The 23,767-nt window shown below is 41.5% G+C and carries 20 protein-coding genes; 10 read left to right on the top strand and 10 right to left on the bottom strand.

From position 1 onward, the window contains the following. From BLQ87_RS09445 to BLQ87_RS09415, 7 genes are all read right to left on the bottom strand, one after another. Positions 1-1,464 carry a RagB/SusD family nutrient uptake outer membrane protein gene (locus tag BLQ87_RS09445; RefSeq protein ID WP_074605911.1) on the bottom strand — a complete coding sequence of 488 codons (1,464 nt, stop codon included), beginning with the start codon at positions 1,462-1,464 and terminating at the stop codon, positions 1-3. A gap of 12 nt (positions 1,465-1,476) precedes the next feature. After that, positions 1,477-5,097 (bottom strand): SusC/RagA family TonB-linked outer membrane protein, encoded by a 3,621-nt coding sequence (locus tag BLQ87_RS09440; protein WP_074605910.1) that lies wholly within the window; start codon positions 5,095-5,097, stop codon positions 1,477-1,479. Between the two features lie 272 nt (positions 5,098-5,369). Next, positions 5,370-6,554: a FecR domain-containing protein gene (locus BLQ87_RS09435; protein WP_074605909.1), complete on the bottom strand. Its 1,185-nt coding sequence runs from the start codon at positions 6,552-6,554 to the stop codon at positions 5,370-5,372. Between the two features lie 94 nt (positions 6,555-6,648). After that, positions 6,649-7,218 carry an RNA polymerase sigma-70 factor gene (locus BLQ87_RS09430; RefSeq protein ID WP_074605908.1) on the bottom strand — a complete coding sequence of 190 codons (570 nt, stop codon included), beginning with the start codon at positions 7,216-7,218 and terminating at the stop codon, positions 6,649-6,651. A 658-nt stretch (positions 7,219-7,876) separates the two neighbouring features. Then, entirely contained in the window at positions 7,877-8,263 is a 387-nt protein-coding gene (locus BLQ87_RS09425) for a cupin domain-containing protein (protein WP_074605907.1), read from the bottom strand. A gap of 222 nt (positions 8,264-8,485) precedes the next feature. Next, positions 8,486-9,244 carry a LytR/AlgR family response regulator transcription factor gene (locus BLQ87_RS09420; protein ID WP_074605906.1) on the bottom strand — a complete coding sequence of 253 codons (759 nt, stop codon included), beginning with the start codon at positions 9,242-9,244 and terminating at the stop codon, positions 8,486-8,488. Next, positions 9,219-10,325, bottom strand: a complete 1,107-nt coding sequence (locus tag BLQ87_RS09415; protein ID WP_074605905.1) for a sensor histidine kinase — start codon at positions 10,323-10,325, stop codon at positions 9,219-9,221. Before BLQ87_RS09415 ends, BLQ87_RS09420 begins: the two co-directional genes overlap by 26 nt. A 306-nt stretch (positions 10,326-10,631) precedes the next feature. Between BLQ87_RS09415 and BLQ87_RS09410 the strand changes: the two genes are divergently transcribed. The 7 genes from BLQ87_RS09410 (at position 10,632) to BLQ87_RS09380 (ending at position 17,499) form a co-directional block, all read left to right on the top strand. Further along, positions 10,632-13,070, top strand: coding sequence for an outer membrane beta-barrel family protein (locus BLQ87_RS09410; RefSeq protein ID WP_074605904.1), 2,439 nt, complete (start codon positions 10,632-10,634; stop codon positions 13,068-13,070). 39 nt (positions 13,071-13,109) lie between these two features. Beyond that, positions 13,110-13,721 (top strand): GNAT family N-acetyltransferase, encoded by a 612-nt coding sequence (locus BLQ87_RS09405; RefSeq protein WP_083361777.1) that lies wholly within the window; start codon positions 13,110-13,112, stop codon positions 13,719-13,721. A 78-nt stretch (positions 13,722-13,799) separates the two neighbouring features. Then, positions 13,800-14,756: a helix-turn-helix domain-containing protein gene (locus tag BLQ87_RS09400; RefSeq protein WP_074605902.1), complete on the top strand. Its 957-nt coding sequence runs from the start codon at positions 13,800-13,802 to the stop codon at positions 14,754-14,756. A gap of 108 nt (positions 14,757-14,864) precedes the next feature. Next, complete coding sequence (locus tag BLQ87_RS09395) at positions 14,865-15,923, top strand: NAD(P)/FAD-dependent oxidoreductase (protein ID WP_245723826.1); 1,059 nt, start codon at positions 14,865-14,867, stop codon at positions 15,921-15,923. 5 nt (positions 15,924-15,928) lie between these two features. After that, positions 15,929-16,429 (top strand): DUF2938 domain-containing protein, encoded by a 501-nt coding sequence (locus tag BLQ87_RS09390; RefSeq protein WP_074605901.1) that lies wholly within the window; start codon positions 15,929-15,931, stop codon positions 16,427-16,429. A 179-nt stretch (positions 16,430-16,608) separates the two neighbouring features. After that, a complete protein-coding gene (locus tag BLQ87_RS09385) occupies positions 16,609-16,932 on the top strand; it encodes a magnetosome magnetite crystal formation protein family (RefSeq protein ID WP_074605900.1) in 324 nt (107 codons plus the stop codon). 39 nt (positions 16,933-16,971) lie between these two features. Then, complete coding sequence (locus BLQ87_RS09380; RefSeq protein ID WP_074605899.1) at positions 16,972-17,499, top strand: hypothetical protein; 528 nt, start codon at positions 16,972-16,974, stop codon at positions 17,497-17,499. Between the two features lie 19 nt (positions 17,500-17,518). On the opposite strand, the gene BLQ87_RS09375 is transcribed toward BLQ87_RS09380, so the two are convergent. From BLQ87_RS09375 to BLQ87_RS09365, 3 genes are read right to left on the bottom strand one after another with little or no spacing between them, the layout of a single operon-like run. After that, positions 17,519-19,045 (bottom strand): sensor histidine kinase, encoded by a 1,527-nt coding sequence (locus BLQ87_RS09375; protein ID WP_074605898.1) that lies wholly within the window; start codon positions 19,043-19,045, stop codon positions 17,519-17,521. Between the two features lie 15 nt (positions 19,046-19,060). Then, positions 19,061-19,501 (bottom strand): response regulator, encoded by a 441-nt coding sequence (locus tag BLQ87_RS09370; RefSeq protein ID WP_074605897.1) that lies wholly within the window; start codon positions 19,499-19,501, stop codon positions 19,061-19,063. A 9-nt stretch (positions 19,502-19,510) separates the two neighbouring features. Continuing rightward, positions 19,511-20,761, bottom strand: a complete 1,251-nt coding sequence (locus tag BLQ87_RS09365; protein ID WP_083361776.1) for a sensor histidine kinase — start codon at positions 20,759-20,761, stop codon at positions 19,511-19,513. A 661-nt stretch (positions 20,762-21,422) separates the two neighbouring features. On the opposite strand from BLQ87_RS09365, the gene BLQ87_RS09360 reads away from it, so the two are divergent. The 3 genes from BLQ87_RS09360 (at position 21,423) to BLQ87_RS09350 (ending at position 23,510) form a co-directional block, all read left to right on the top strand. Then, entirely contained in the window at positions 21,423-21,602 is a 180-nt protein-coding gene (locus BLQ87_RS09360) for a helix-turn-helix domain-containing protein (protein ID WP_216857751.1), read from the top strand. A gap of 118 nt (positions 21,603-21,720) precedes the next feature. After that, on the top strand, positions 21,721-22,293 hold the full coding sequence (locus BLQ87_RS09355; RefSeq protein WP_074605895.1) for an RNA polymerase sigma factor: 573 nt from the start codon (positions 21,721-21,723) through the stop codon (positions 22,291-22,293). 95 nt (positions 22,294-22,388) lie between these two features. Then, entirely contained in the window at positions 22,389-23,510 is a 1,122-nt protein-coding gene (locus BLQ87_RS09350; protein ID WP_074605894.1) for a FecR family protein, read from the top strand. The last annotated feature ends 257 nt before the right edge of the window (positions 23,511-23,767 follow it).

Below are 23,767 nucleotides of genomic sequence, written 5' to 3'. Positions count from 1 at the left end.
TTATCTCGGGTTTAATTCTATACCAGACAATTTAACCTCTTTGGGCAATTGAAAAAGTCTTCGTTTATCACCTGGTTTAAGTTCGGTGAAGGTCTCCAGTCCGGTAGCATCGAAGTTGTTGTGTACAACGGTAAGCTTCCTGCGGATGATGTCAAACCACCTCATGCCTTCCTGTAAAAACTCCGCTTTTTTGGCGTCCAGTATGGTTCGGATCAAGCCCTCTTTAGGATTGGATAGCTTATAAAAATTATTGATCTTGGCCAGGGTTACGGCATCATTCGTCGGATTGTAGGATTCTGTACGGACACTGTAAAAATCATTGATGTCTTTCAGCGCCAGTTCATTATCTCCAAGTTCAGCATAAGCTTCGGCTCTGTTCATTAAAGCTTCATCTACTGTTAACGAAGCACTCGTAAGGTAAGGGAAACCAATGCCGGGACCGGTGTTAAAGAAATAGCCTTTATACTTATAAGTGGTATACTGAGGCACACCATAAGATACAACCCGGTTGCCTAAAATTTTACCTGTTACGTTGGGCGTCGTAAACATTTTTACGAGTTTGGCACCATATCCATGTCGGGGCCCGTATTGGTAATGATAAGTCGAATAATTATTAGACAACAGCAGGTTATACTTTTGTGCACTGGAGAAAAATGCGGCATTAAATTCCTCGCCTGTCATGTTTTTCAAAGTCGTCGTAATCGGACGGATATTGCTCACGAAATCATTACCCGGGACGGTTAAAGTGGCGTGATCAATCACCTTTCTCCAGTCTCCTTTAAATAGGTAGAAACGGGAAGCAAAGGCATGTGCTGCTGCGGGGGTAAAATGGAACTTCGGTGTTTTATAGGCCGAAGCGGAAAGGAGTTTTATGCCATCTTCCAGATCTTTCTCGATTTGCTCATAAGTGGATTTAACCGTTCCTCTGCTGTATTGTACAATAACCTTGGTTTCCGGTGCCGTAATGTAAGGGATTCCGGGCGCCCCATTATCAGTCCCGATTTCATAAGGCGTTGCATAGAGTATCGCCAACATGAAATGTGCGTAGGCACGGGCTACCAGCGCCTCACCTTTATAAGGCAATGCAGCTGCACCCAGGTTTTCTTTTTCTATGGCTTCCAGTGCCTGATTTGCGGCGGCAATCGCTTCATAACATCCATTCCAGTAGGCAGAGGTAGAATTGGTTCCTGTGCCAATCACATCCACCCAGTTGTAAGGCAGGTCAAACATTTCGTCTGTACTTCCGATGCCTACTCCTTTATCTTCTGTGTTGTCGGAAGCGGCTTCCGTAAATGTGAGGTAATCGTAGGTAGGGTAGGCCGTAGAAACCAGCTGAGCTACCTTTTCAACGGAATTAATTTCCGTTCTGTTGTCCGGAGCTTCGTCTAAATATTTTTTACATGATAGTAAAGAAAGGATTGGGACGGCTCCTAACAGGACAAATGATATTTTATTTAATTTCATAATCGATGCTGATTAAAATCCAAATTTTAACGATAGGGTATACTGTTTCGCAACCGGCATGGCCACACCACCGGAAGCATAAAACTCCGGATCCTGTCCGTTTAAGCGTTTATCCGCATAAATCAACCAAATGTTATTGCCTACCAGCGACAATTGTGCATTGGACATATTTAGTCTGGAATAAATGCTTTTTGGAAGGGCATAGGTAAGTGACAGTTGTCTTAATTTGATGTAATCCCCTTTTACCACTCTTTCGGTAGAATAATTGTAAACATTATAGGGATACCTGATGTCTACCGTAGAACCATCCGAACCAATGATTTTAGCTGCAGAAAGCGGATCTAATATGGCTGGAACACTCGTGAATTTCTCATCTCCCGGCAACACCCATCTGTTCATCACATCTCTGCTCAGTGCCGTTAAATCATCGTATGCACTTTGAACAGTTGGTTTTAGACGAAGAAAGTTTCCTGCAGAAAATCCGAATAAGGCCGATAAGCTGAACCCTTTATAGGAAAACTGATTGTAAAAACCACCGGCAAAAGTAGGGTCAACAGGTCCTTCATATTTTAGGAAGGATAAATTGTCATCCTGCAAACCGATGTAAGTGGTCGCTTTGCCATCCGGACCAATAAAAGTAGGATATCCATAATCATGATTTAACCCTGCAAATTGTACGGAAAATAAGCTTCTTTGAGAATAACCTTCCACAGGAGCGCCATTGGCGGATATGGATCTCCAGACATTGGGAGCAACCTCCAGCTTAGTTACCTTATTGGTATTGTATCCAAAATTAAAATTGGTTCTCCATTTAAAATCCTGATGGTCTATGACTTTACCGGTAATCGCCAGCTCGAATCCATTTCCTTTCATCTCTCCGTAATTCGCCGTTTTTTCAAACTGACCGCCAATACCTGAGGTTTTGATCCCGCCAATTAAGTCGAAAATATTGCGCTTATAAACGTCTACCGTTAAATTTAAGCGGTCGCCAAGCATGGCTACATCCAAACCAATGTTCAGGTCTTTGGTTTTCTCCCAGGTAAGCTGAGAATTCTCTAAACTGGAGATGTAAGTCTGTACCTCCTGATCCACAATATTCGGCCTTCTTGCGATTTGATTGTAAAAGACCGCAGATGAGTTTCTGGCATTTCCGATATTGGCAACCAAACCGTAAGAAACCCTCAGTTTTGCCGCATTGACGATCTTGTTTTTAGGCCAGAAAGACTCTTCATCTATATTCCAGCTACTGGAAAGGTTCCAGGTCGGCAGCCACCTCGCTACCCTGCTGCTCCCCATTAGGTTGGAGCCATCAATACGGTTGGAAAATTTTAAGGTATATTTTTCTTTATAGGTGTAGGAGGCATTTGAAAAATAAGCAATGTAACGGTCAAGTCCATAACCCATTCCAAAGTAGGGCTTACCGGTTTCAGCAGCCTGTTTAAAATATTTGTAATTCGAACTGACCAATCCTCCATTCTCAAATTGATAACCTGCACCATCAAAATATTGATTTTGTCTGTCTGCATAGCGCAACTCCATCGCCCCAAAAACATTCAGATTATGGTCCTTCTTAAAGGTTTTGTTGTATTGTAAATTTTGTCTGAAATAATAGCTTTTTAAATTATCCCCGGCAATCTTGTAAAAACCACCATCCGGTAATACACTCACACGTAGTCCGTTTGGAAAATCCGGGTCGAGGTATAAATTGGGGTTATCTACAGAGGAGGTGGCATCATCTACGGTTCTAAATGAAGTCGCCATATTGGAATTCTTGAGAATATAGATTTGACTTTCCGTTTTTGTAAACCGATAGGAACCATTAACGGAGTAGGTTAAGCTGGGTAGAATTTTGTAGTTTACTCCTCCCTGAACCTTAAAATCAATCATCCCTAATTTCAGATAATTCGTGTTTAACTCATTTAAGATATTAAACGGAGCACTATTCTGGCGGAAATATTCCAGGTTGCCATTTTCATCATAAGGGGTAATCAACCGGCTGGTAGAGAGCGCATAGTTATAGGGATTGATGTCAAATCCTCTATAATAAGTGCCATAAACAGGGTCCGATTGCAATGCCGTTGTTCCAGGTGTTTGTTGGTTACGTACAGAACCGTTTGCCAGTAATTCACCACTAAGTTTGTCGTTTAACTTGAAATTGGCGCGATAGTTACCTGTGAAACGATCCACGCTGTTACCCCGGGTCTGGCCGTTATCACGAAGAAATGAGGTGGAAGCATAGGTTTGAAATTTTTCTGTACCTGAATTGACGCTGACAGAATGGTCCTGTTGCAGGGAATTTTTAAAGAGCACATCAAACCAATCGGTATTTGCATTCGCGTACCTTGATAAGAAAGCAATTTTACTGGCATTGTCATTTCTCAGTGCCCAGGTCTTGGTGCTTTCATTATAATCATAAAGCATGTTGTACATCTTATAAAAGATACCTCCTGAATTACCTCTGGAGGCACCGGGGATTTGGTAATATCCTTTATTCTGCATCTCAATCATAATGGCCATCTGATCTGCCGAATTCAACACGTCAAAATCTGCATAACTGGGCTTGGCATAGGTAGTATAGTTTCCACTGTAACTAATTCTTGCGGCACCCTCTGTTTGTCTTCCCTTTTTTGTCGTTACGACAATTACACCATTCATCGCCCTTGCACCATACATACCTGTGGCCGCGGCATCTTTCAGGATATTGAAACTCTCAATGTCATCGGGATTCAAACCGGCCACAGAAGAGCCGATCAGTGTATTGGCATCACCTGTGGTGAGGGCCTCATTTGAAATGTTCACGACATCTTCCAGGATAATACCATCTACTACCCATAGCGGTTTATTATCGCCGGAAAAGGAGGTGGCTCCACGCACGCGGATTTTTGGTGCCGCACCAAAGGTTCCTGAAACGTTCTGTACGGTAACTCCGGCAACCTGTCCTTCCAGCATGCGGCTGATGTCCGGAACACCGTTACGCTCTGCATCACTGGCTTTTATAAGGGCAGAGGAACCTGTAAATGTTTTCTTCTCAAGGGTTTGGTAACCTGTCGAAATGGTGACTTCCTGCAACTGAGATACATCCTCTTTCATCCGGACGTTCAGAATGGTCCTGCCGGCAAGCGTGATTTCTTCGCTTTTATAACCTACATAGGAAAAAACCAGCGCGGAAGACTCATCAACTTTCAGCTGATAGTCTCCTTTATCATTGGTGGTCGTAGAGTTCTTTTTACCTTTTTCCCTGATGATTACTCCCGGAATAGGGCGTCCACTGTCGTCTGTTACACGTCCTTTTACCTCAACTATAGCAAAATAGTCTGCGATCGCTTCCAATATAGATTTCTCTCTGGCTTTCACGACGACTGTTTTATCCATAATCTCGTAAGAGAAGGGTTGATTTTCGAAACATAGGTTGAGTGCTTCGACCAGGGTGCCGTTTGCGATCTCAACATTTACTTTGCTGGCTTTCTCCAGCAAGCGTTCGTTGTAAAAGAATTGATACCCGCTTTGTTGACCCAGATCGGCAAAGATTTGGGTAAGTGGGGTATTCCTTTTCTTTAAGTTAATGGTTTGGGCTGTTCCCGACGCACTTACCTGCATAAATACGGAGAATAATAGAGCGAAGGTTAACTTCATAATTCGCCAAATGAGATTGCGTCCCTGCGGTTTTTTGGACAGCAGGGTGCAATGAATAATATTATTCATATGTTTGTTTTGGTTGGGTTAATACTAAAATGGTTTACACGAATTGTTAAAAGGGTCTACCCAATCATTTCAGAGCTCCGATCGCCATCGGGGCTTCTGTTTTTATATGGATAGCCCTCGTCGGTTAGGGGCCGGTGTCTTTGTAGATTTTTTCCATTTGGTTGGTTTGGTTAAGGTTAATAGTTGGGGTTAATTATCGTTTTTTAATCAATGATCATGTGATGTCCTTCCAGTGTGAATTTTACATCACTCAATTGCAATACTTTAATAAACATGCCTAAGCTTGCCGTTCTGGGTACTTTGCCGGTAAAACGATCCGCAGGGATATCGCTTTTATAGGTGATTTTTAAGTCGTACCATTTCGCAGCCTCATTCAGAACTTCGGATAAACTGGCACTCTTAAAATAGAACCAGCCATCTTTCCAGGAAACAGCCTGTTCTGTATCTACGGAAATCACTTCGATCTTACCGGATTTTTGCACTGCCTGTTCGCCGGGTTTTAACAGCACACCGGATGCGGAGAGTGCTAAGCCTTCCTGACCGTTTGCATAGCCTAGCGGAGACACGGCAACTGAACCTTCCAGCAGGGTGGTTCTTACCGTACTGTGGTTACTATTGATGTTGAAATGTGTGCCCAGTACTTTGACCTCCTGGGTATTTGTCTTGACGATAAATGGCCGGGATTTATCTTTGGCGACTTCAAAATAAGCCTCGCCACTCAAAGTGATCATCCGGTTGCCCTTGGCAGTAAAAGTGGTAGGGAAAGTAAGCGCCGAGGAGGCATTGAGCCATACCTTAGTGCCATCTGGTAAGATGAGCTGGTACTGTCTGCCCGTTGGCGTACTGACAGTTAGATTGCCGGCTTTGCCATCATCTTCAGGATTCATAGGTTGGAGCTGTTTCTCAGCGGCAGAATTCAGGACAACCGCTGTACCATCATCATAGGTGAGCGCAGCGACGTTTATAACGATACCTGTTTTTGTTCCATTTAAACTGATCACTTTTCCATCTGCCAGTTTTAAAGTAGCGGTGTTCTTGGCGGGATGGATGGTATTGGCATAAGAGATCACACGATCCTGTTCTGATTCATGACCAATAACGTACAGACCGATGCCAATTGCAATTAATACCGCTGCTGCTGCGGCAATTCTTGGCCAAAGTCTCCTTTTCAAGACCTTAGGCGTCTGTGTTTTCAGCGCATTTGCTGCAGTGATGTCGGTAAATAAAGCATTTACCCATACTTGCTGCGCTTCGGCATCCATTTCCTCAAAACTTGTTTTGGCAGAGCCATGCTCAGCAAACCACTCATTTACCCTTGACTCCTCTTCAGGAGTACATTCATTGTTGTAATATCGGGTTAAAAGTTCTGATATGCTTTTTGTTGTCATGCGCTACCGTAGATAGTTAATTCTCTATCTTCATTACGGTAGTAGTTTCAGCGGATAAAAAGTACCGAAGAAAAGTTAAAATATTCTGAATTATTTAAAAAAGGTAAAAAAAGAACGAGGAAAGCGATTTTCTCAGGTGATTCAGGGCAATACTAATCTGATTTTTCACCGTTTGATCGGAAAGATTTAGCTCTTCGGCAATTTCCTTAATAGTTTTATGCTCATCTCTGCTCCGTTGGTAGATGTATTTGGTCTTTTGGGGTAACTGATCCAGTTTCGAGCGGACATTGGTGCTCAGCTCTCTGGCATTGAGTTCTTCTTCCAGGGAATGATAAGCAGGGGATAAAGCCCTTAATTTTCCGGCGTAACTTTCTCTGACTACATTCTTTCTGATCTTATTGATGATCTGGTATTTGGCAATACCAAAAAGATAAGACTTCAGGTTATCCTGAATATGAAGATCCAGTCTATCACTCCAGAAGTTGGTGAACAAATCCTGAACGATGTCCCGGGCATCTTCCAGACTGTATAGCTTAGATTCTGCAAAACGAACCAACAACCTGACATAGCGCCTGTAAATTTCAGCATAAGCTTCCTGATCGCTGTCACTGTCTTTTAACAACGATATCAGTTCGAAATCAGAATAGGTACTGTAATCAGCCATCACGATTCTACTTTGCTTTAATTATCAATCTTTTCTCAATGATATAAAATTATTTTTAATTCAGGCAGATTAACTTATGTTTTCACGTTAATCGAAATAACCTTTTTTTAAGAGATTTGTTGAATCGTTTAAGCTTCTGTTTTTTCGTTTTAGCAGCGTATTATCAAAGGATATCTATTTTTTTATTAATATTTTAAGCCGTCCCTAGGCATGGTCATTTTCAGCATCCGGCCTCAGTACCTGCCCGTAGTAATCAATCGCATTTTCTACAGTTCCTATCAATCATATCCTTCACCCAGGCCATCATAGGCATAGCGCTGGCTGGGTACAGATGCGTATTTTGGTATAAACGAGGTAATGTAAATTACCTCGTTTTTTTGGAGGGATCATAAAGCTCATAGATATGAGAAAGATTAACGCGACGAAAGTTCATCAATGAAAAAGAGACACAGGAATGAATGCGAAAAGAAAAATGGAAGAAAATAACCTATTTAACAGGTTTGGGAGCGCTTAACAAAGAAAGCCTAATCAGTTAAGATCAGGCTTCCTTTATCTTTGTTGACAGGGCCAATAATCGATTTTTATATCTTGTATATGATTATTGTTTTATGACGCCGATAGTGGGTACAGCAAACCATGCGGTAAAAATTTGCGATAATTAATGTTTTGTTTTGGCCGCTTTTAGTTCTGTTACAATCATTTTAAGTGTGTTCTCCCCGATGTTTTTAGCCATGTGTGTTGTGGCTGTCAAATACATCGCTTCTCCTTCTTTAATGTCGGCTATAACCGCAGGTTTGCCTTTTTCGGTAATCTCCAGCTTTCCATCTGTTAGCGCATAGGCGAAATGGTCAGGATGACTATGCCATGGAACGATCTCACCGGGGGCTAGTTCAACCTGCATCACCCGCAGCTTCTCATTTTCCAGGATAACTTTTTTGTATACATTTGACGCAACTTTAATTGGGTCTTGTGCATGTACATTTGTGCTCACGGACATAAATAATCCAAAGAGCAGAGCCATTGAAATCATTTTAATCGTTTTCATTTTATTATGGTTTTAGTGAGACTAATATTGGGTTAACTTAGAGGGTATTTAGAACAATTAAGAACCATAAAGGTTTGTTATATTTTTTGCGTAAATTTTGTTGTTTTTTACCATACCCTTGTCGCTCATTATTGTTCTTTTTTGCAGTTTACAATTAAAAAGCTCAATGGAGGTTTATGCTCCATATTTTTCAAATTCCCGTTTTATGGATTCATCATCATGTTACCGGTCCAGCCATTGTTTAAAAGTTCTGGACCTGTCCCGGCTCATGATGATCTTTTCTGCGGGCTCGGGATTCAACACGATATGGAGCTTTCCATTGAAATAATTATTGATGCGTGTAATGCTTTTATTGTTGATCAGATACTGACGGCTGACCCTGAAAAACACCTCCGGATCTAATTGTTCTTCCAGCTCCTCCATCGTAAAAGAAAGGATATGGTGCTGATTGTCGGGCATAACAGCTCTGGTCGTCCTGTATTCTGTATAGAAATAGGCAACCTCTTTGATCATTACGGTATAAAAAGAATCTCTGACCGGAACAAGAAACCGGGTCCGGTAGTTTTTTTGCTGCTGTTTTAAAATTGCGGCTACATCGTCCAACATCTGACCGAGGTAAGATGGATGGGGATTGGTTTTGAACTTATGAAGGCTCTTGATGAGTTCTTCTTTCTTAATGGGTTTGAGCAGGTAGTCAATACTGTTCACCTTAAATGCCCGCAGGGCATACTCATCAAAGGCTGAGGTGAAAATGACGGGGCATTTGAGCTTTATCTCAGAGAATATCTCAAAACAAAGCCCATCGGTTAAACGGACATCTGTGAAAATCAGGTCCGGATGGTCCTGCTCTTTCAGCCAATTGATGCTCTCCGTCACCCCTTCAAGCATCGCAAGGACCTCGATTTCCGGATCAATATCTTCCAGTATGGCCTTTAGCCTCTTGGCGTTGTGTAATTCATCTTCTATAATTAATACTTTCATCTTGCGAAACGTTTAAAGGGAGTAAAGGAACTTTGACTACAAAGTCAAATTCTGTCTGAATGATTTCAGGAAGCTTTGTGGACAGTAATTTATAACGGTTAATGATGTTTTTTAGGCCAATCTTTGAGGAACCTATGGTCGATTGTATTTTTTGTATGTTGTTGACGACCATTAAATAATCACCTTCCGGGAAAATCCGGATGTGCAGGGGCTGATTGCGTGAAGCAATGTTGTGTTTCACCGCATTTTCGATGAGTAGCTGTAATGTTGTGGGTGGAATTCCCTTGTTCAGCAAGTCTTCTACATCGGTTACCTCAATCCTCAGGTTCTCTGAAAACCTGATTTTGATAAGGTAAATATAAGAGCCAATAAAGTCCAGTTCCTCTTTCAGGGTAATGATGTTCCTGTCCAGGTTATAAAGCATATAGCGGTGTACTTCCGAGAGACAATCGAGAAACTGCTGCGCCCCAGCCTGATTTTCAGAAATAAGACTGGACAGCGTACTGAAGTTGTTAAACATAAAATGTGGATCCAGCTGTAATTTCAGCGAGTGCAATTGCGATTGTAGCGTAGCTTGTTTGAGCTCCGAAGCTTCTATAATTGAATTTTTCCAGTTGAGGAGTAAACGACTGCCGGTGTGAATAGCCGTGATGATTAATGACAGTAAGGTGCTGATAAAGAGCAGTTGCCGGTAACCTACCAAATCGCTTTTAATCCCATCTTCTTCCAGTGCTAACAACAGATCCATCGTGAACAAGAGCAAAGTCATCACTGAGATGACGATGAAACATTGAACAAAGAGCTGTAAAACAAGGCGTTTAACAGAAAACTGCTCCCAGGGGAGGCGCTTATCCAGATAATAGGAAACAAATCTACCCGTCTCCGTAATCGCCCAGCCGAGAATCATAAACCAGACAAGGTCGAAAAAAGACTCCCAGCTTAGTTCCAATATCGAGTTGTAATCTTCCTCATCGATGGGGTTGATGATCATGATCGAAAAGATCAGGACTACGGTGACTGCAAATACCAGGATGATCCTGGATAGCGCGGAACTGAATATGGAAGTAGCATGAGAAGTCATTTACAATAATTTTAATAAACCGGGAAAATCTTTTTAGATAGAATTCCGGTCAAATTTAAAAGCATCCTGTGGCTCGGGGAAAGAGAACTGACTGAACTGACCTAAATGATACTTGAATCTGCGATTTAGCAGTCTAAAAAGGGACCATTTCCAGGACTAAGCAGGTTTCAATTCAAAAAAACGGCTCAGGAAAGCAGAATTACAATTGACGTATCATTTTTGCCGGTTGGCGTAGTTTACAGGCCCCGGCCATTACCTCCCAAATTACTTTTGTCTCATTATTGATTGATTAAAAGCACATTATATATGCGTTATTTTTGTTTTATCTTCTTCCTGCTCGGGGCATTGAATGGCGCTGCCCAGCAGGAAATTTCGGGTAAAGTTACCGACGAACGGAACCTGCCCTTACCTGGTGCGACCATCACACTAAAACAGGCGTCGGATGCTAAAATTAGCGTTTATGCCATTGCTGACTCCCTCGGGAAGTTTAGTTTGAAGCATGTTAAAGTGGGCAGTTATCAAATCGAAGCCGCCTTTGTAACCTATAAAAATGAAGTCAGAATCGTTACGGTAGGGAAGGGACCGGTAGCAGTACAGGTTTTTAAACTCCTGGCGGAAAGTCAGCAATTGCAGGAAGTAACCATTAGTGGGAAGAAAAAACAGGCCATTTCTGTTGCTGCAGGTAAAACTACGATGAATGTGGAGCAAAGTATCCTGGCTCAAAGCCAATCGGCCTACGAACTGCTCAAAAGCCTTCCGGGGGTAAACATCAACAAAGATGGAGAGATCCGCATTAAAGGGAAATCGGGGGTTACGGTGATGATCGATGGGGAACCGGCAGAAATGGGCAGCTCACAACTCAAAGCGCTGCTCAAAGGTACGCCTGGAACCACACTTCAGTCTATAGAAGTGATGAACAACCCGCCATCAGGTATGGATGCTGCGGGAACAGCTGGTGTAATTAATATCGTCTTCAAAAAGAAGGTTAAAAAGGGCTTTAACGGAAGTATCAGTTCCAATGTCAGTAAAGGCAGATATTACAGAACAAACCATAGCCTCAACATGACCTATGGTATCGAAAAATGGGACCTGAACCTGCTGTATGCTTATGATTTTGACCATAGCAGGAACGAAGAAAGCGTATTCCGTAGCCAAAATACAGATAAATCTTTCTTCATGAGTCAGCTGCAGCTTAACCCCCAGAAATCAAAGGGACACTTGCTCAAACTTGGTTTAGATCATCATTTTGATGGCAAAAATACATTGCGCTTCAATCTGTCTTTTAATGATCTACGGAATCCTGCCGATGGCCGGACGATTTCCCGTTTTGGTACAGGAAAAATACAGGATTCCCTCCTGGATCAACGAAATGAGCTGCGTAATACCATGCGCAACTGGGATTACGGACTAAAGTTTAAACATAAATTTACGGAACTGAAAAGCCTGAATGCCTTCCTGCAGCTCAATCATTTAAGGTCCCGGGGATCTGAAGATTATACGATCTTTAAAACCTTAGGTCCGGAGAATAAGCTGTCTGAATTGCGTTACCGGAATATTTATCCTTCAAAAATAGACAGAAGGGTCATCAAAGTTGATTATCTGGAGGAGTTGAAAAAGGGAGATGAAAACTTCGGGAAGTTTGAAGCCGGAATCAAGAGCTCACAAACGAATCTCCATAACAGTCAGTTTAGTGAAAACAGGAACAATGGGATGTGGCAAAACGATGCCTTACGCAACAATAATTTTCGATATAAGGAAGCCATCCAGGCTGCCTATGCGGCCCTGGAACTGAACATGGAACCCTGGACTTTTAATGCGGGTTTGCGCGGGGAATATACGCATGTCAGGGGGGAGGAAGGGACAGATCCAGGGCGGGTCCGTCAAAATTATTTCTCCCTCTTTCCCAATGCACTGATCGGATATAAAGTGAACGACGAATACAAACTGTCTGTCAGCTATAACCGTAGGATTGAACGGCCGGATTATGATCAGCTGAACCCTTCTATCCGTTACCTGGACTTGTATACTACGAGACAGGGAAATCCAAAGCTGAAAGCACAATTCTCTAACAACATTGAATTGAATCAGCAATTTTTCAGCTTTATTGACCTTACCCTGGGCTATAGCAGCATTAAAAACCCTATTTTCTCTACCTTTCTGAGTAGTCCTGGAGTAAAATCAGCTTATACGACCATAAATACAGGCCATCAACAGCAATGGCAAGCCTCTTTGTCTTTCCCGATACCAGGGGTCGACTGGTGGGAGAATTACCAAACCTTTTATTTTTATACTTCCCAGTTTAACGCAAATCTGGAAACAAAAGCATTTAAAGAAAGGGCAAATACTTATGGTATCTATTCCTACAATTCCTTTAAACTTCCGGCGGGTTTTAACCTGGAGCTGAGCGGCTGGTACGAAAGTGCCGGACTATATGCCAATTTCAGGTATAAACCCGTTTCTGAAATCACTGCAGGTCTCAACAAGAAAATGTTAAAGGATAAGTTAACGTTAGGACTGGCTGTAGCCGATGTCTTTTATACAGGGATCTTCAAAGCCGCGATATTATCAGATCATACGCAAACCTTTAACCTGGATTCCAGAACAGACTCCCGGCAGGTCAAATTCAGCCTGAGCTGGAACTTTGGTAAAAAGCCAAAAGCAGAAGGTTCGGCTGAACAGCCATCAGATGAGAATCGGTTCCCTTCAGGTAAAAGTAAACAACTGATAAAAACAGGAAAACAATAAGATCGGAAAATGATCGCAAGACCATAATCCATATTTGATATGAAGATTTATAGAAAATTGCGACCGGAATTTATGAAGGAAGCCGGCGAATTGCTTGCCGAAGCTTTTGAAGATAAATTCCGGTATTTCTTAGGACCAAAAAAGGTGATACAAAAAGTCATCCCTCATTTAATCAACAAAGAGCAGGTGCTTTCAATCGTATCAGACAGCAATGAATTGATTGGGATCGCAGGTTTCAGCTATGAGCAAAAAAGTATGTTCTCTATGAATATGAAAGCGATGGTCAGACAGTATGGTCTGATAAAAGGGTTGTATAAAATATTTCAAATGGGAATATATTTCCCAAATTCATTTCCGGTTACCCATCTATACATTGATGCGATCACCATAAAGGCGGATTACAGAGGTAAAGGATACATCCGCCTGTTATTTCAGGAATTGGAGAAGATTGCTTTTGAAAAGGGAACCACCAATTTGCAGCTTGAGGTTTCCTACCACAATACAGCTGCCATCAGGGCATATCGGAAGATGGGCTTTTATGAGCTGAAATCGGAAGCCCTGAACAGTAGCGTTGCCTGCCGGGTTGGAATTTCCAGGTTGAATAGAATGATCAAAATCCTGGATCAATACCTGGCAAATAAAAGAATATAGATAATATCTTTGCTGAAAGACGGATAGATCAAAGGGAAAAGACAAGGAGCATAGCGGGCATCATCAACTATAAATAAAATGAAACTTTCTTCTAAAATTAAAGAGATCAATGATGCGGGGGAATTCAAGGAGTATTATCTTCTGGATGCTCAGTATTCCTTTTGTGAAGAATGCAACCGGATGGACTATGCGCATGGAAATGGTTTTTTGGAAATTGTTGCTTTAGAGGATTTGCAAAAATTACATAGCCGTCATATCGGACATCAGGCGCGCAGGAAATTTTATAGTGTGGTTCTCCTGACCGCAGGAGAGGTGAGCGAAGTGATCGGGTACCAGGAGTACCATTTTGGTCCGCAGAGCATGTATTTCATTCCTGAAAATCAGCTGCATTCTATTGGCTCCTGGAGCGAAACTGTAAAAGGATTCCTCTGCATGTTTGATGCTGATTATTTTCTACTCTGTATCAAACATCAAATTAAGCTCAACCAGTTTCCATTCTTCCAGCTGGACAATGTCCCTTATCTGAAGCTATCTGACCGGGAAACACAGATGATGACGCACCTGTTCTGGAAGCTCAATAGTGAAAAATGCCAGAAAACAACCCTTAACGATGATTTGCTGGTCAAAATGTTCCTCAATATCATCCTTCTGGAGGCCGAACGGATCTACAACCATAAGGCTGCGGAACAGCCTTTTAATCTTTCCCGAAACGAGCAGCTGGTGGCACAATTTCAACTGCTGGTCAATCAACACTTTCTGGAAAAAAAACAGGTGAATGAATATGCCGGAATGCTACATGTACATCCGCATTACCTGAACGATGTCGTAAAAGAAGTCTCAGGTTTTTCAGCGAGTTATTTTATTCAAAAACAATTGATACAGGAAACCAAATCACGCCTGATACAAACGAGCGATACGGTTTCTATGATTGCTGCAGAACTTAATTTTACCGATGATTCCTATTTCGGACGTTTTTTTAAAAGGATAACCGGCTCCACACCCCAGCAATACAGAAAACAACATCGGCATCAATAACCAATAAAAGGCACAAATCTGATATCTGTGATTTGTGCCACTTTCCCTCCGAAAAGTGTTAACCTGATCGATATTCTGTAAGTAATTTTGTCGTATTCAATTTAAGTTATGGCATATTCAGAAAACGAAATCCAGGAAATTACTACGCCAACACGGTTGCATACACGACGACAATTTATAATAAAAAGCAGTGTGTTATCTGGCACACTTGCCATTCCCGCGACGCTGATGTCTTTTGTGGAGTTCGACGAAAAAAATACCGACCGCATGTTTGATGTCATTATCGTAGGTGGGAGCTATGCAGGACTTTCTGCGGCTATGGCATTAGGTCGCTCTCTGAGAAAAGTACTCATCATCGACAGTGGACTGCCCTGCAACAGGCAAACACCCTATTCACATAACTTCGTTACACAGGATGGAGAGAAACCAAAGGATATTGCAGATAAAGCGAAACAGCAGGTATTGAATTACAACAGTGTGTCGTTCCATGAAGACGTTGCATTGAAGTTACGACCGACTGGAAGTTTATTTGAACTCAGTACACAATCCAGAGCAGTGTTTTCGGCCGGAAAGGTGCTGTTTGCTACCGGTTTAAAAGACATAATGCCCGCTATTTCCGGATTTTCCAATTGCTGGGGAATATCCATCTTACATTGTCCATATTGTCATGGTTACGAAGTAAAAGGCCAGAAAACCGGCATTCTTGGCAACGGTAATGTGGCTTTTCACTATGCACAACTGGTCTCGAACCTAACGGATAAACTTTCCATTTTTACTGATGGAAAGGCGCAATTTACTGCTGATCAATACCAGCTGATGCGGAAAAACAATATTCAGGTGGTAGAACAAAGCGTACAGTCTATCGTACATGATAAGGGGAAGCTTTCTGGCTTGGTGCTGCAAGACGGGGCAGTACACCCACTCGGGGCACTTTATGCAAGGCCTGCTTTTGAACAACATTGCAAAATCCCGGTCGAACTGGGCTGTGAGCTTACAGAGCAGGGCTTGTTAAAACTGAATACTGCTCAACAGACCAGTATTCCGGGAATATATGCTTGTGGCGACAATTCTGCTTTCCGCTCCGTAGCAACGGCAGTGTCAACAGGTTCCCATGCAGGCGCCGCCATCAATATGGCATTATCAACAGAAAATTTTAATTTAAAGTAATACAAATGAATACCTATTTAGAACTCATTGCCTTTTCATTGGTCATTGGTATAGGAGCAACCCTGGTGATGGACATCTATGCAGTCATCCTGAAACGCTTTTTTAACATCCCTTCCTTAGATTTTCGTATCGTAGGCCGTTGGATAGGACATTTTAAAGAGGGCGTGTTTTCTCATAAAAATATCCTGCAGGCAGAGACGATCAGGTACGAAGGAGCCATAGGATGGCTTGCACATTACCTCATCGGGATCTCTTTTGCTTTCTTACTTTTACTGATCTGGGGTACGGAATGGGCATACCATCCAACTTTTGGACCAGCCATCAGCATCGGGTTGTTAACCACTATTGCGCCATTCTTCCTGATGCAGCCGGCTTTTGGTTTTGGTATTGCCGCTTCTAAAACACCCAACCCAAACCTGGCAAGGTTTAGAAGCCTGAAAGCACACGCGATATACGGAATAGGTCTGTATGTAGCTGCATTATTGCTGAGTATGGTCCTTTCCTAACCAGGGAGAGGTAAAGATGAAATAGATTCTGCTGTAGAACAGCGTTACGAACTTGTTTTGATGTAGACGTATTGTATACACCTGTCGGGGACGGTGTAGCTGTTTTGTAGCAGGGCCAGACTTGGAAAATGAATGGCTAAGACTGCACCTTTGCTGTTGAACAATTTTTCCATAAAAACATGAACAACAAAACCTTATCTATCGTATCCTACATTACCCTTATTGGCTGGCTGATCGCTTATTTTAATGGGAAAGAAAAAGCAGATTCTCTGCTTAAATATCACCTCCGACAAGCGCTGGGCCTGGCCATCGTCAGCATTATTTTTAACGTGGTCCTGACTGTTGTTGCGACTATTGTACCTGCCCTTTCTTTTTTAGGGATAGCAGGTCTGGTCATCTTAGTGCTTTGGATTATGGGCATCATCAACGCGGCAAATGGAGCGGAAAAACCCACGCCTCTTGTTGGTAAAATGTTTGAGAACAAATTTGCTTTTATAGGATAAAAGGAGATCAACACACCCATAGATCATAAAAGACATCAAATGAGATATCCCCTTTTTAAAATCACTTTGTTGCTGCTGTTGTGTATCAACAGCAGTTGCAATCTGATACATAGTCCCGAAGAGTATTTTGACAAAACGGCCCTGAACACCAATATGCTTTCCAGATTTGGCGGAAGCTATTTTCATACTTATCAGAAATACATTAAAGGTGGCGCAGGAACAGGGAGCTTCAATACCTGCGAAAAATACCTGAAAAACTATTCCATCGCATTTGCAGAACGTGATTTGAAAAAAGTAGAAGGACTTTACCCCAATACAGAAGCCAAACCGATGATCGAGGCATCCATAGACCTTTACAACTATGTGTTACAGAGTTATAAAACAGATCACCTGGAAATAGCGCAGATGATTGACCGGAAAGCACCTGAAAAGACCATTAATGAGGCGATTAAAGCATTGGACGAAAAGAGCTACACAGGTTTTTCTGAAAAGTACGATAAGCTCTGGATTCTGGCCAAAACTTACGCCAAAAACAACGGTATAGAAGTAAAAGAGATGCCTTTTTAGTCAATGTTTTTGTCAGAATTTATTGCAGCGCAGGTAAGGTAAACCAAAAATTACTGCCCTTGTTTAATTCGCTTTCCACGCCGATCTGTCCATTGTGTTTTTTAATGATTTCTGCGCAAATGTAAAGTCCCAGGCCTAAACCTTTATAGGTGCTGTCATTGCTTTCTGCACGGTAATAACGGTCAAAAATGTAACGCAGTTTTTCAGGCGGTATGCCGGGGCCCCTGTCAATTACGGATACTTTGACCATGTCATTTTCTTTCTCAATACAGATCCGTATTTCTTTCGATTCCGGGGCATACTTTATCGCATTATTGATAAAGTTAATGAGGATCTGTTCGACCCGGATGATATCTGCATGTACTTCCGTCTGCAGGTCTCCTTCTGTTACAATGGCATATACACCTTCTGCGTTTAGATCATTAGAACGCTCCATAATGACCTCAGATAAAGCAAAAGGTTGGGGATTGATGTGAAGTTGTCCCTGACTTGCCTTACTTGCGTTTAACAAATCCTCAATGAGCGCATTCACTTTGCCCAGGCTTTTATTGGCCTGCACAATGAGCTTGGGCAGCATGGTTGAGGTTGGATTATCCTTTATTCTATCCAGAAGCTGCAGCGATGCCTTTAAACTGGTTATTGGCGTTTTGAGCTCATGACTGGCAACAATGATGAAGTCGTCTTTATATTGTTGCAGCAAACGGAGTTCCTGTATGTCTGTAGCAGTGCCTGCCCAAAGTTGAATCTGATCCTGCAGATCCATGATTGGCATTAGCCGGATCAGGTGCCACCGGTATAGGTCATCGGCACGCTTTACCCGGATTTGAAATTCACCTCCCTCATTGGCATTGAGGATCGAACTGAACTGATCAATGCCCATCTGAAGATCCTCCTCATGGACTACCGCTTTAAATCCCAGCAATTTGGTTTGCGCTTTATCCAATCCGGTATAGTCATACCACCGCTGGTTGTAAAAAACAACTTCTGCTTTTGTCGTATTTGTCCAGGCGATCTGGGGAATGGTTTCCATCATGCTGCGGAACCTGCCTTCACTTTCTGCAAGCGCTTTTGTGCGTTTAATCACCCGGGCTTCCAACTCCTGATTTAGTTCTAAAAGCTCCTGATTAATGACCTTTAATTTTTCATCCGTTATTATTTTTTCTTTCCTGGCCTGGGTGTCATTTAATGCCCTGTTGATTTTTGTAGAGAGTGTAAATAGCTTGTTTTTAGAGACGTAATCGGTTACGCCTGCTTTGATCAGCTCCACTGCATTTTCCTCTCCAATAATTCCTGAAACAATAATAAAAGGAGTATTGGCATATTTATCTTGTTTGATTTGGAAGGCAGTAACCGCATCAAAAGAGGGAAGGGAGTAATCTGATAAGATCAGATCCGGATCAAAACTTTCCAGCGCGTTTTCGAATGCGGCCCGAGTTTGTACAATTTCAGCTGTAAAACTCAATCCGGATTTTTTCAATTCACGGATCAGCAGATCGGCATCGCTTTCATTGTCTTCCAGAATGAGTATTTTAAGACCTGGTGTCATTATTTATTCTTCATGTTAATAGGGCGGCTGACTTAATATCATCCAGTATAATCCAATCTCTTTTACTGCATTGAAAAAATTATCGCTGTCAACTGGTTTCACGATATAACTGTTTGCACCAAGTGCGAAACAGTTTTCTATATCAGGACCTTCATTAGAGGAAGTGAGCATCACCACCGGGATAGATTTAAGCATCGGATCTGATTTTATTTTTTCCAACACCTGCAGGCCTGATACTTTTGGCATTTTTAAATCCAGCAAGATCAATTTTGGAAATTCCTGATCACTCCGGTCTGCATATGCTCCCCTGCAATAAACAAAGTCCAGTGCTGCTGCTCCATCAATAACATGATGGAGCTTGTTGGTAAAACCACTTTTTTTTAATGCACGAATGGTGAGTGCAGCATCGTCCTGGCTGTCTTCAACAAATAAAATTTCAACGTTATGGTAACTCATTTTTTTGATTTAATCGTTTATAGCTGGCAGACTGAAATAAAAGCAGGATCCTTCGTTTATTACGGATTCTGCCCAAACTGTTCCATGATGTCGCTGCACTATTTTTTGCACAATGGCCAAACCAATTCCTGTACCCTCAAATTCTTCCTGGGAATGTAACCTCTGAAAAACCCCAAAGAGCTTGTCATAGTATTGCATATCAAACCCGGCCCCTGCATCCTTTACATAGTATACAATGAGCTGATTTTTTTTGTGGGCACCAATTTCGATTTTCGTTTTTTCTTTATGTTTTGAATATTTAATGGCATTGGAAATCAGATTGATCCAGACCTGTTTAATGAGTGATTGATCTCCCTTCGCATTTGGAAGTTCAGCGATCTCAAATTCAGGTATGTTTTCCCCGTCCTCGAATAATGATTCTTCCCGAACCATATTCACAAGGTGCAACATGTCTATTTCCGAAAAGCTGACTTGTTTTCTGCCCAGTTTGGAAAAGGCCAGTAAATCATCAATTAATTCGCCCATCTTTTTCGAGTTTCGAATGATGGACTGAAGGATTTTTAGCCCATCAGGATCGAAGTTCTCCGCATAATCTTCTGTCAGAATTCTTGTATATCCGTTAATTGCCCGGATTGGCGCACGTAAGTCATGAGATACGGAATAGGAAAATGATTCCAGTTCTTTATTTACAGACTCGAGTTGTGCGGTACGTTGAATGACCTTCTGTTCTAATTCGTCATTTAGTTTGCGAATATCATCTTCCGCATTTTTTAATTCCTTGTTTGCAATGATTAACTCTTCGGCTCTTTTTTCCTTCTCTTCATTTTGAAAAGCAAGCTCCTTATTTGCGATGACCAGTTCTGCAGCGCGATTTTCCTTTTCTTCATTCTGAAAAGCAAGCTCCTTGTTTGCAATGACGAGCTCTGCAGCCCGGTTTTCTTTTTCTTCGTTTTGAAAAATCAGCTCTTTATTGGCAATAACCAGTTCTGCGGCCCGGTTTTCCTTTTCTTCATTTTGAAAAGCAAGCTCCTTGTTTGCGATGACCAGTTCTGCGGCCCGGTTTTCCTTTTCTTCATTTTGAAAAGCAAGCTCCTTGTTTGCAATGACGAGCTCTGCAGCACGGTTTTCTTTTTCCTCATTTTGGAAAATCAGTTCTTTATTGGCAATTGCCAATTCCGCTGCCCGGTCTTCTTTCTCTTCATTTTGAAAGGCGATCTCCCTGTTAGCAATGATTAATTCATCAGAATCGTTTTTTTTCATATGCTTCACTAAAAGACCGTATTTTAAAATGTGTAGGAAATGAACGTAATGGGATTTTTCTAAAGCTAACACATTATAGGGCGAAAACACTGTAATCTGAATTTAAAAATGAGAATGAGCGATTTCAATATAGGTTTTAGGTAGAATATTTCTGTGGCTGAGTCAATTGGAATGAACAGCGCCTGTTTAATGCCCTGGATTTAAAATGATGGCGCGGGGATGTAAAAAAATATTTTTTTTTAATTACTTCCTGGCTAATTGCTTAACTTGTGGTGATGTCTTTATTGAAATCTGAAGTTTCTGTCTTCTATAAAGATATTAAGCTTTTAAATTTTAGACAACGATAAAATATTTTTTATAAACAAAAACGCTCAATCGATGATAACTTCTAAAATTCCCATAAGAATTAAGTGCCTAATTGTGCTGGATAACAGTGTGATATGTTTGTCTTTGCACGGCTGTTTTAAATGCTGAAGTAGTATTAAAGGAATGTGAAAACTGTTTTTTTACTACTTCATTATTTAGTATAATTGTCATAAAAAAATACATTTTTACATTAAATTTTACTTTTTTGTAACTATTTGTGTTTGATTTCGTTATATCCTCTATTAATTATAGATAAAATGCCATGCCAATCGCCGCCAAAATAAGAGTTCAGAGAATGATTAAGGGTTATAGCCAGGAGTATATGGCTTTCCGGCTCAATATTTCCCAAAACGCCTATTCAAAATTGGAGCGTGGGGAGACGGAACTGACTGTGAGAAGGTTTTATGAAATCATAGAAATCCTGGAGGTACCAATGAATAGTTTACTCACCGAGTACAGGAGCTTCGATCTTTAATTCTGCTCCTAAAAGTTGATCCTGTGTTAACAATTTGAAAATATTTTTTTAACATTGCCTGAATTTATTAGTAAATTTATATCAACATCCCTCAAGTCATAAAATCAAAACGTTGATAATGAGACTGTATGCTGAACTTTCGGATGTAGAACTGGTCTCCTTATTAAAATCGGGCAACCAGCTTGCGTATACTGAAATCTTTGAACGGTACACAAGGATTCTCCTGCGCCATGCATTCCGTCTACTGTCCGACCATGACGAAGCTCATGATGTCGTACAGGATGTCTTTCTCCAGCTTTGGCAAAAACGGGAAGACCTGGAATTTAAAACTTCAATCTCTTCTTACCTGTATGCTTCCGTCAGAAACAAGATCTTTAACCTGTTGTCTCATCAAAAAGTAGTTTTGAGATATGCCGAATCCATCAGCAGTTTTATGGTGGAAGGCTATAACATTATTGAAGATGAGATCCGGGAAAAGGAACTTGCAGCCGTTATAGAGAAGGAAATAGCCGCTTTGCCGGCAAAGATGCGTGAAGTCTTTCTTCTCAATAAAAAAGAAGAACTGAGCTATCATGAAATATCCGAACGGCTTAACATTACCAGAGAAACTGCAAAACAGCAGGTGTATAAAGCAATGAAGATCCTGAAGCTTAAAATAGATTCCTTCCTCAGTATTTACCCCTTTCTATAAGAATTTTATTTTTTTTTCATGATGACGTATGACGCTGGCCTTACTTGGCTGTCTTAGGGTTATAACAGGCGTTAAGAAGCCTCTTATCAAAAGTCATGAAGATAGAAGCTGTCAAGTCATTAATAAGGGAATACAACGAAGGTACATTAAGTCCGGAGCAAAAGGCAAAGCTGGAATCCTGGTACATCAACCAGGCTGCAAATAGCAAAACTGAGCTTGATGAGGATAGTGAAAATGAAATCATCCAATTGCTAAGGTCAACACTGCCGCTAAAGTACGCTAAACCTTCCAGAACCTTATGGCCTCGTATTGCTGCGGTCGCTTCCATTATATTATGTCTTGGAACAGCCTGGTACTTTTATCAAAGAGCTGATTCCAATCCCGAGGTATCACACGCAAAAAATAATATCCTTCCCGGTGGCAATAAAGCGTACCTGACTTTAGCCGATGGTCAAAGAATCGCGCTGACCAATGCAAAAAATGGCACCCTCGCGCAACAGCCAGGGGTTAACATCACAAAAGCTTCGGATGGAGAAGTGATATACAGCATTACCGGCCTCAAACCAGAGCGCGAAGGAGCAAAGAATTACAATACGATCGAAACACCTGTTGGTGGACAGTATCAGATCGTATTGCCGGATGGCACCAAAGTATGGCTAAACGCCGCGTCTTCACTAAAATTCCCCTCAACTTTTGCCAGGTTAGTTAATAGAAAAGTTGAATTACGCGGCGAAGCCTACTTTGAAGTGGCAAAGAATAAGCAACAGCCATTTATCGTGAAAACGGTAGGGCAGGAAGTCGAAGTTTTAGGAACACATTTTAACATCAATACCTATAAGGATGAGCAGGGTGTTAAAACGACTTTATTGGAAGGATCGGTCAAAATCCATAATGATCTGGAATCCAAAATCCTGAAGCCAGGGGAGCAGTCGACTTTAACCAGCCGGAGATTCATGGTCAAAACTATTGATGTTGAGGAGGCCGTGGCCTGGAAAAAAGGTTACTTCTATTTTAATAATGAAAACATTGAAAGCATTATGCGGAAGCTTTCCCGCTGGTACAATGTAGATGTCGAATACGAAGGTAAGATTACTGACGAAGGATTTTATGGTACAGTATCGCAGACTAAAAATATCAGTCAGGTGCTCAATATATTGGAAAAAACAAAAGGGGTTCACTTTAAGATCGAAGGGAGGAGGGTCATCGTTATGAAATAATGCTACCTAAACTGACATCCAATAAAAAAGCCATCCCAACGCGAATCAGGATGACTAAGTCTGGATAGACAACATACGAAATATGGTATCAACCGCGAAGAGCCGAACCACCTCGAAAATGAAAAGGCGCAACGCATAAACCCAAACTAAACAAATGTACAGTTTTTATAGGAAATGTCTATGGGAGCCATTGTGCTACATAGCTAAACTACTGCTGTTTATGATCTCGGTCCTTGGCCGGATCAGCGATTCAGATA

Source organism: Pedobacter steynii, from assembly GCF_900103665.1.
GTDB lineage: Bacteria > Bacteroidota > Bacteroidia > Sphingobacteriales > Sphingobacteriaceae > Pedobacter > Pedobacter steynii.
This window is presented reverse-complemented; position numbering and strand designations above follow the sequence as displayed.

Coding starts and splice junctions, on each gene's coding strand:
- BLQ87_RS09445 (WP_074605911.1), bottom strand. CDS start 1,464: ATGAAATTAAATAAAATATCATTTGTCCTGTTAGGAGCCGTCCCAATC.
- BLQ87_RS09440 (WP_074605910.1), bottom strand. CDS start 5,097: ATGAAGTTAACCTTCGCTCTATTATTCTCCGTATTTATGCAGGTAAGT.
- BLQ87_RS09435 (WP_074605909.1), bottom strand. CDS start 6,554: ATGACAACAAAAAGCATATCAGAACTTTTAACCCGATATTACAACAAT.
- BLQ87_RS09430 (WP_074605908.1), bottom strand. CDS start 7,218: ATGGCTGATTACAGTACCTATTCTGATTTCGAACTGATATCGTTGTTA.
- BLQ87_RS09425 (WP_074605907.1), bottom strand. CDS start 8,263: ATGAAAACGATTAAAATGATTTCAATGGCTCTGCTCTTTGGATTATTT.
- BLQ87_RS09420 (WP_074605906.1), bottom strand. CDS start 9,244: ATGAAAGTATTAATTATAGAAGATGAATTACACAACGCCAAGAGGCTA.
- BLQ87_RS09415 (WP_074605905.1), bottom strand. CDS start 10,325: ATGACTTCTCATGCTACTTCCATATTCAGTTCCGCGCTATCCAGGATC.
- BLQ87_RS09410 (WP_074605904.1), top strand. CDS start 10,632: ATGCGTTATTTTTGTTTTATCTTCTTCCTGCTCGGGGCATTGAATGGC.
- BLQ87_RS09405 (WP_083361777.1), top strand. CDS start 13,110: ATGAAGATTTATAGAAAATTGCGACCGGAATTTATGAAGGAAGCCGGC.
- BLQ87_RS09400 (WP_074605902.1), top strand. CDS start 13,800: ATGAAACTTTCTTCTAAAATTAAAGAGATCAATGATGCGGGGGAATTC.
- BLQ87_RS09395 (WP_245723826.1), top strand. CDS start 14,865: ATGGCATATTCAGAAAACGAAATCCAGGAAATTACTACGCCAACACGG.
- BLQ87_RS09390 (WP_074605901.1), top strand. CDS start 15,929: ATGAATACCTATTTAGAACTCATTGCCTTTTCATTGGTCATTGGTATA.
- BLQ87_RS09385 (WP_074605900.1), top strand. CDS start 16,609: ATGAACAACAAAACCTTATCTATCGTATCCTACATTACCCTTATTGGC.
- BLQ87_RS09380 (WP_074605899.1), top strand. CDS start 16,972: ATGAGATATCCCCTTTTTAAAATCACTTTGTTGCTGCTGTTGTGTATC.
- BLQ87_RS09375 (WP_074605898.1), bottom strand. CDS start 19,045: ATGACACCAGGTCTTAAAATACTCATTCTGGAAGACAATGAAAGCGAT.
- BLQ87_RS09370 (WP_074605897.1), bottom strand. CDS start 19,501: ATGAGTTACCATAACGTTGAAATTTTATTTGTTGAAGACAGCCAGGAC.
- BLQ87_RS09365 (WP_083361776.1), bottom strand. CDS start 20,761: ATGAAAAAAAACGATTCTGATGAATTAATCATTGCTAACAGGGAGATC.
- BLQ87_RS09360 (WP_216857751.1), top strand. CDS start 21,423: ATGATTAAGGGTTATAGCCAGGAGTATATGGCTTTCCGGCTCAATATT.
- BLQ87_RS09355 (WP_074605895.1), top strand. CDS start 21,721: ATGAGACTGTATGCTGAACTTTCGGATGTAGAACTGGTCTCCTTATTA.
- BLQ87_RS09350 (WP_074605894.1), top strand. CDS start 22,389: ATGAAGATAGAAGCTGTCAAGTCATTAATAAGGGAATACAACGAAGGT.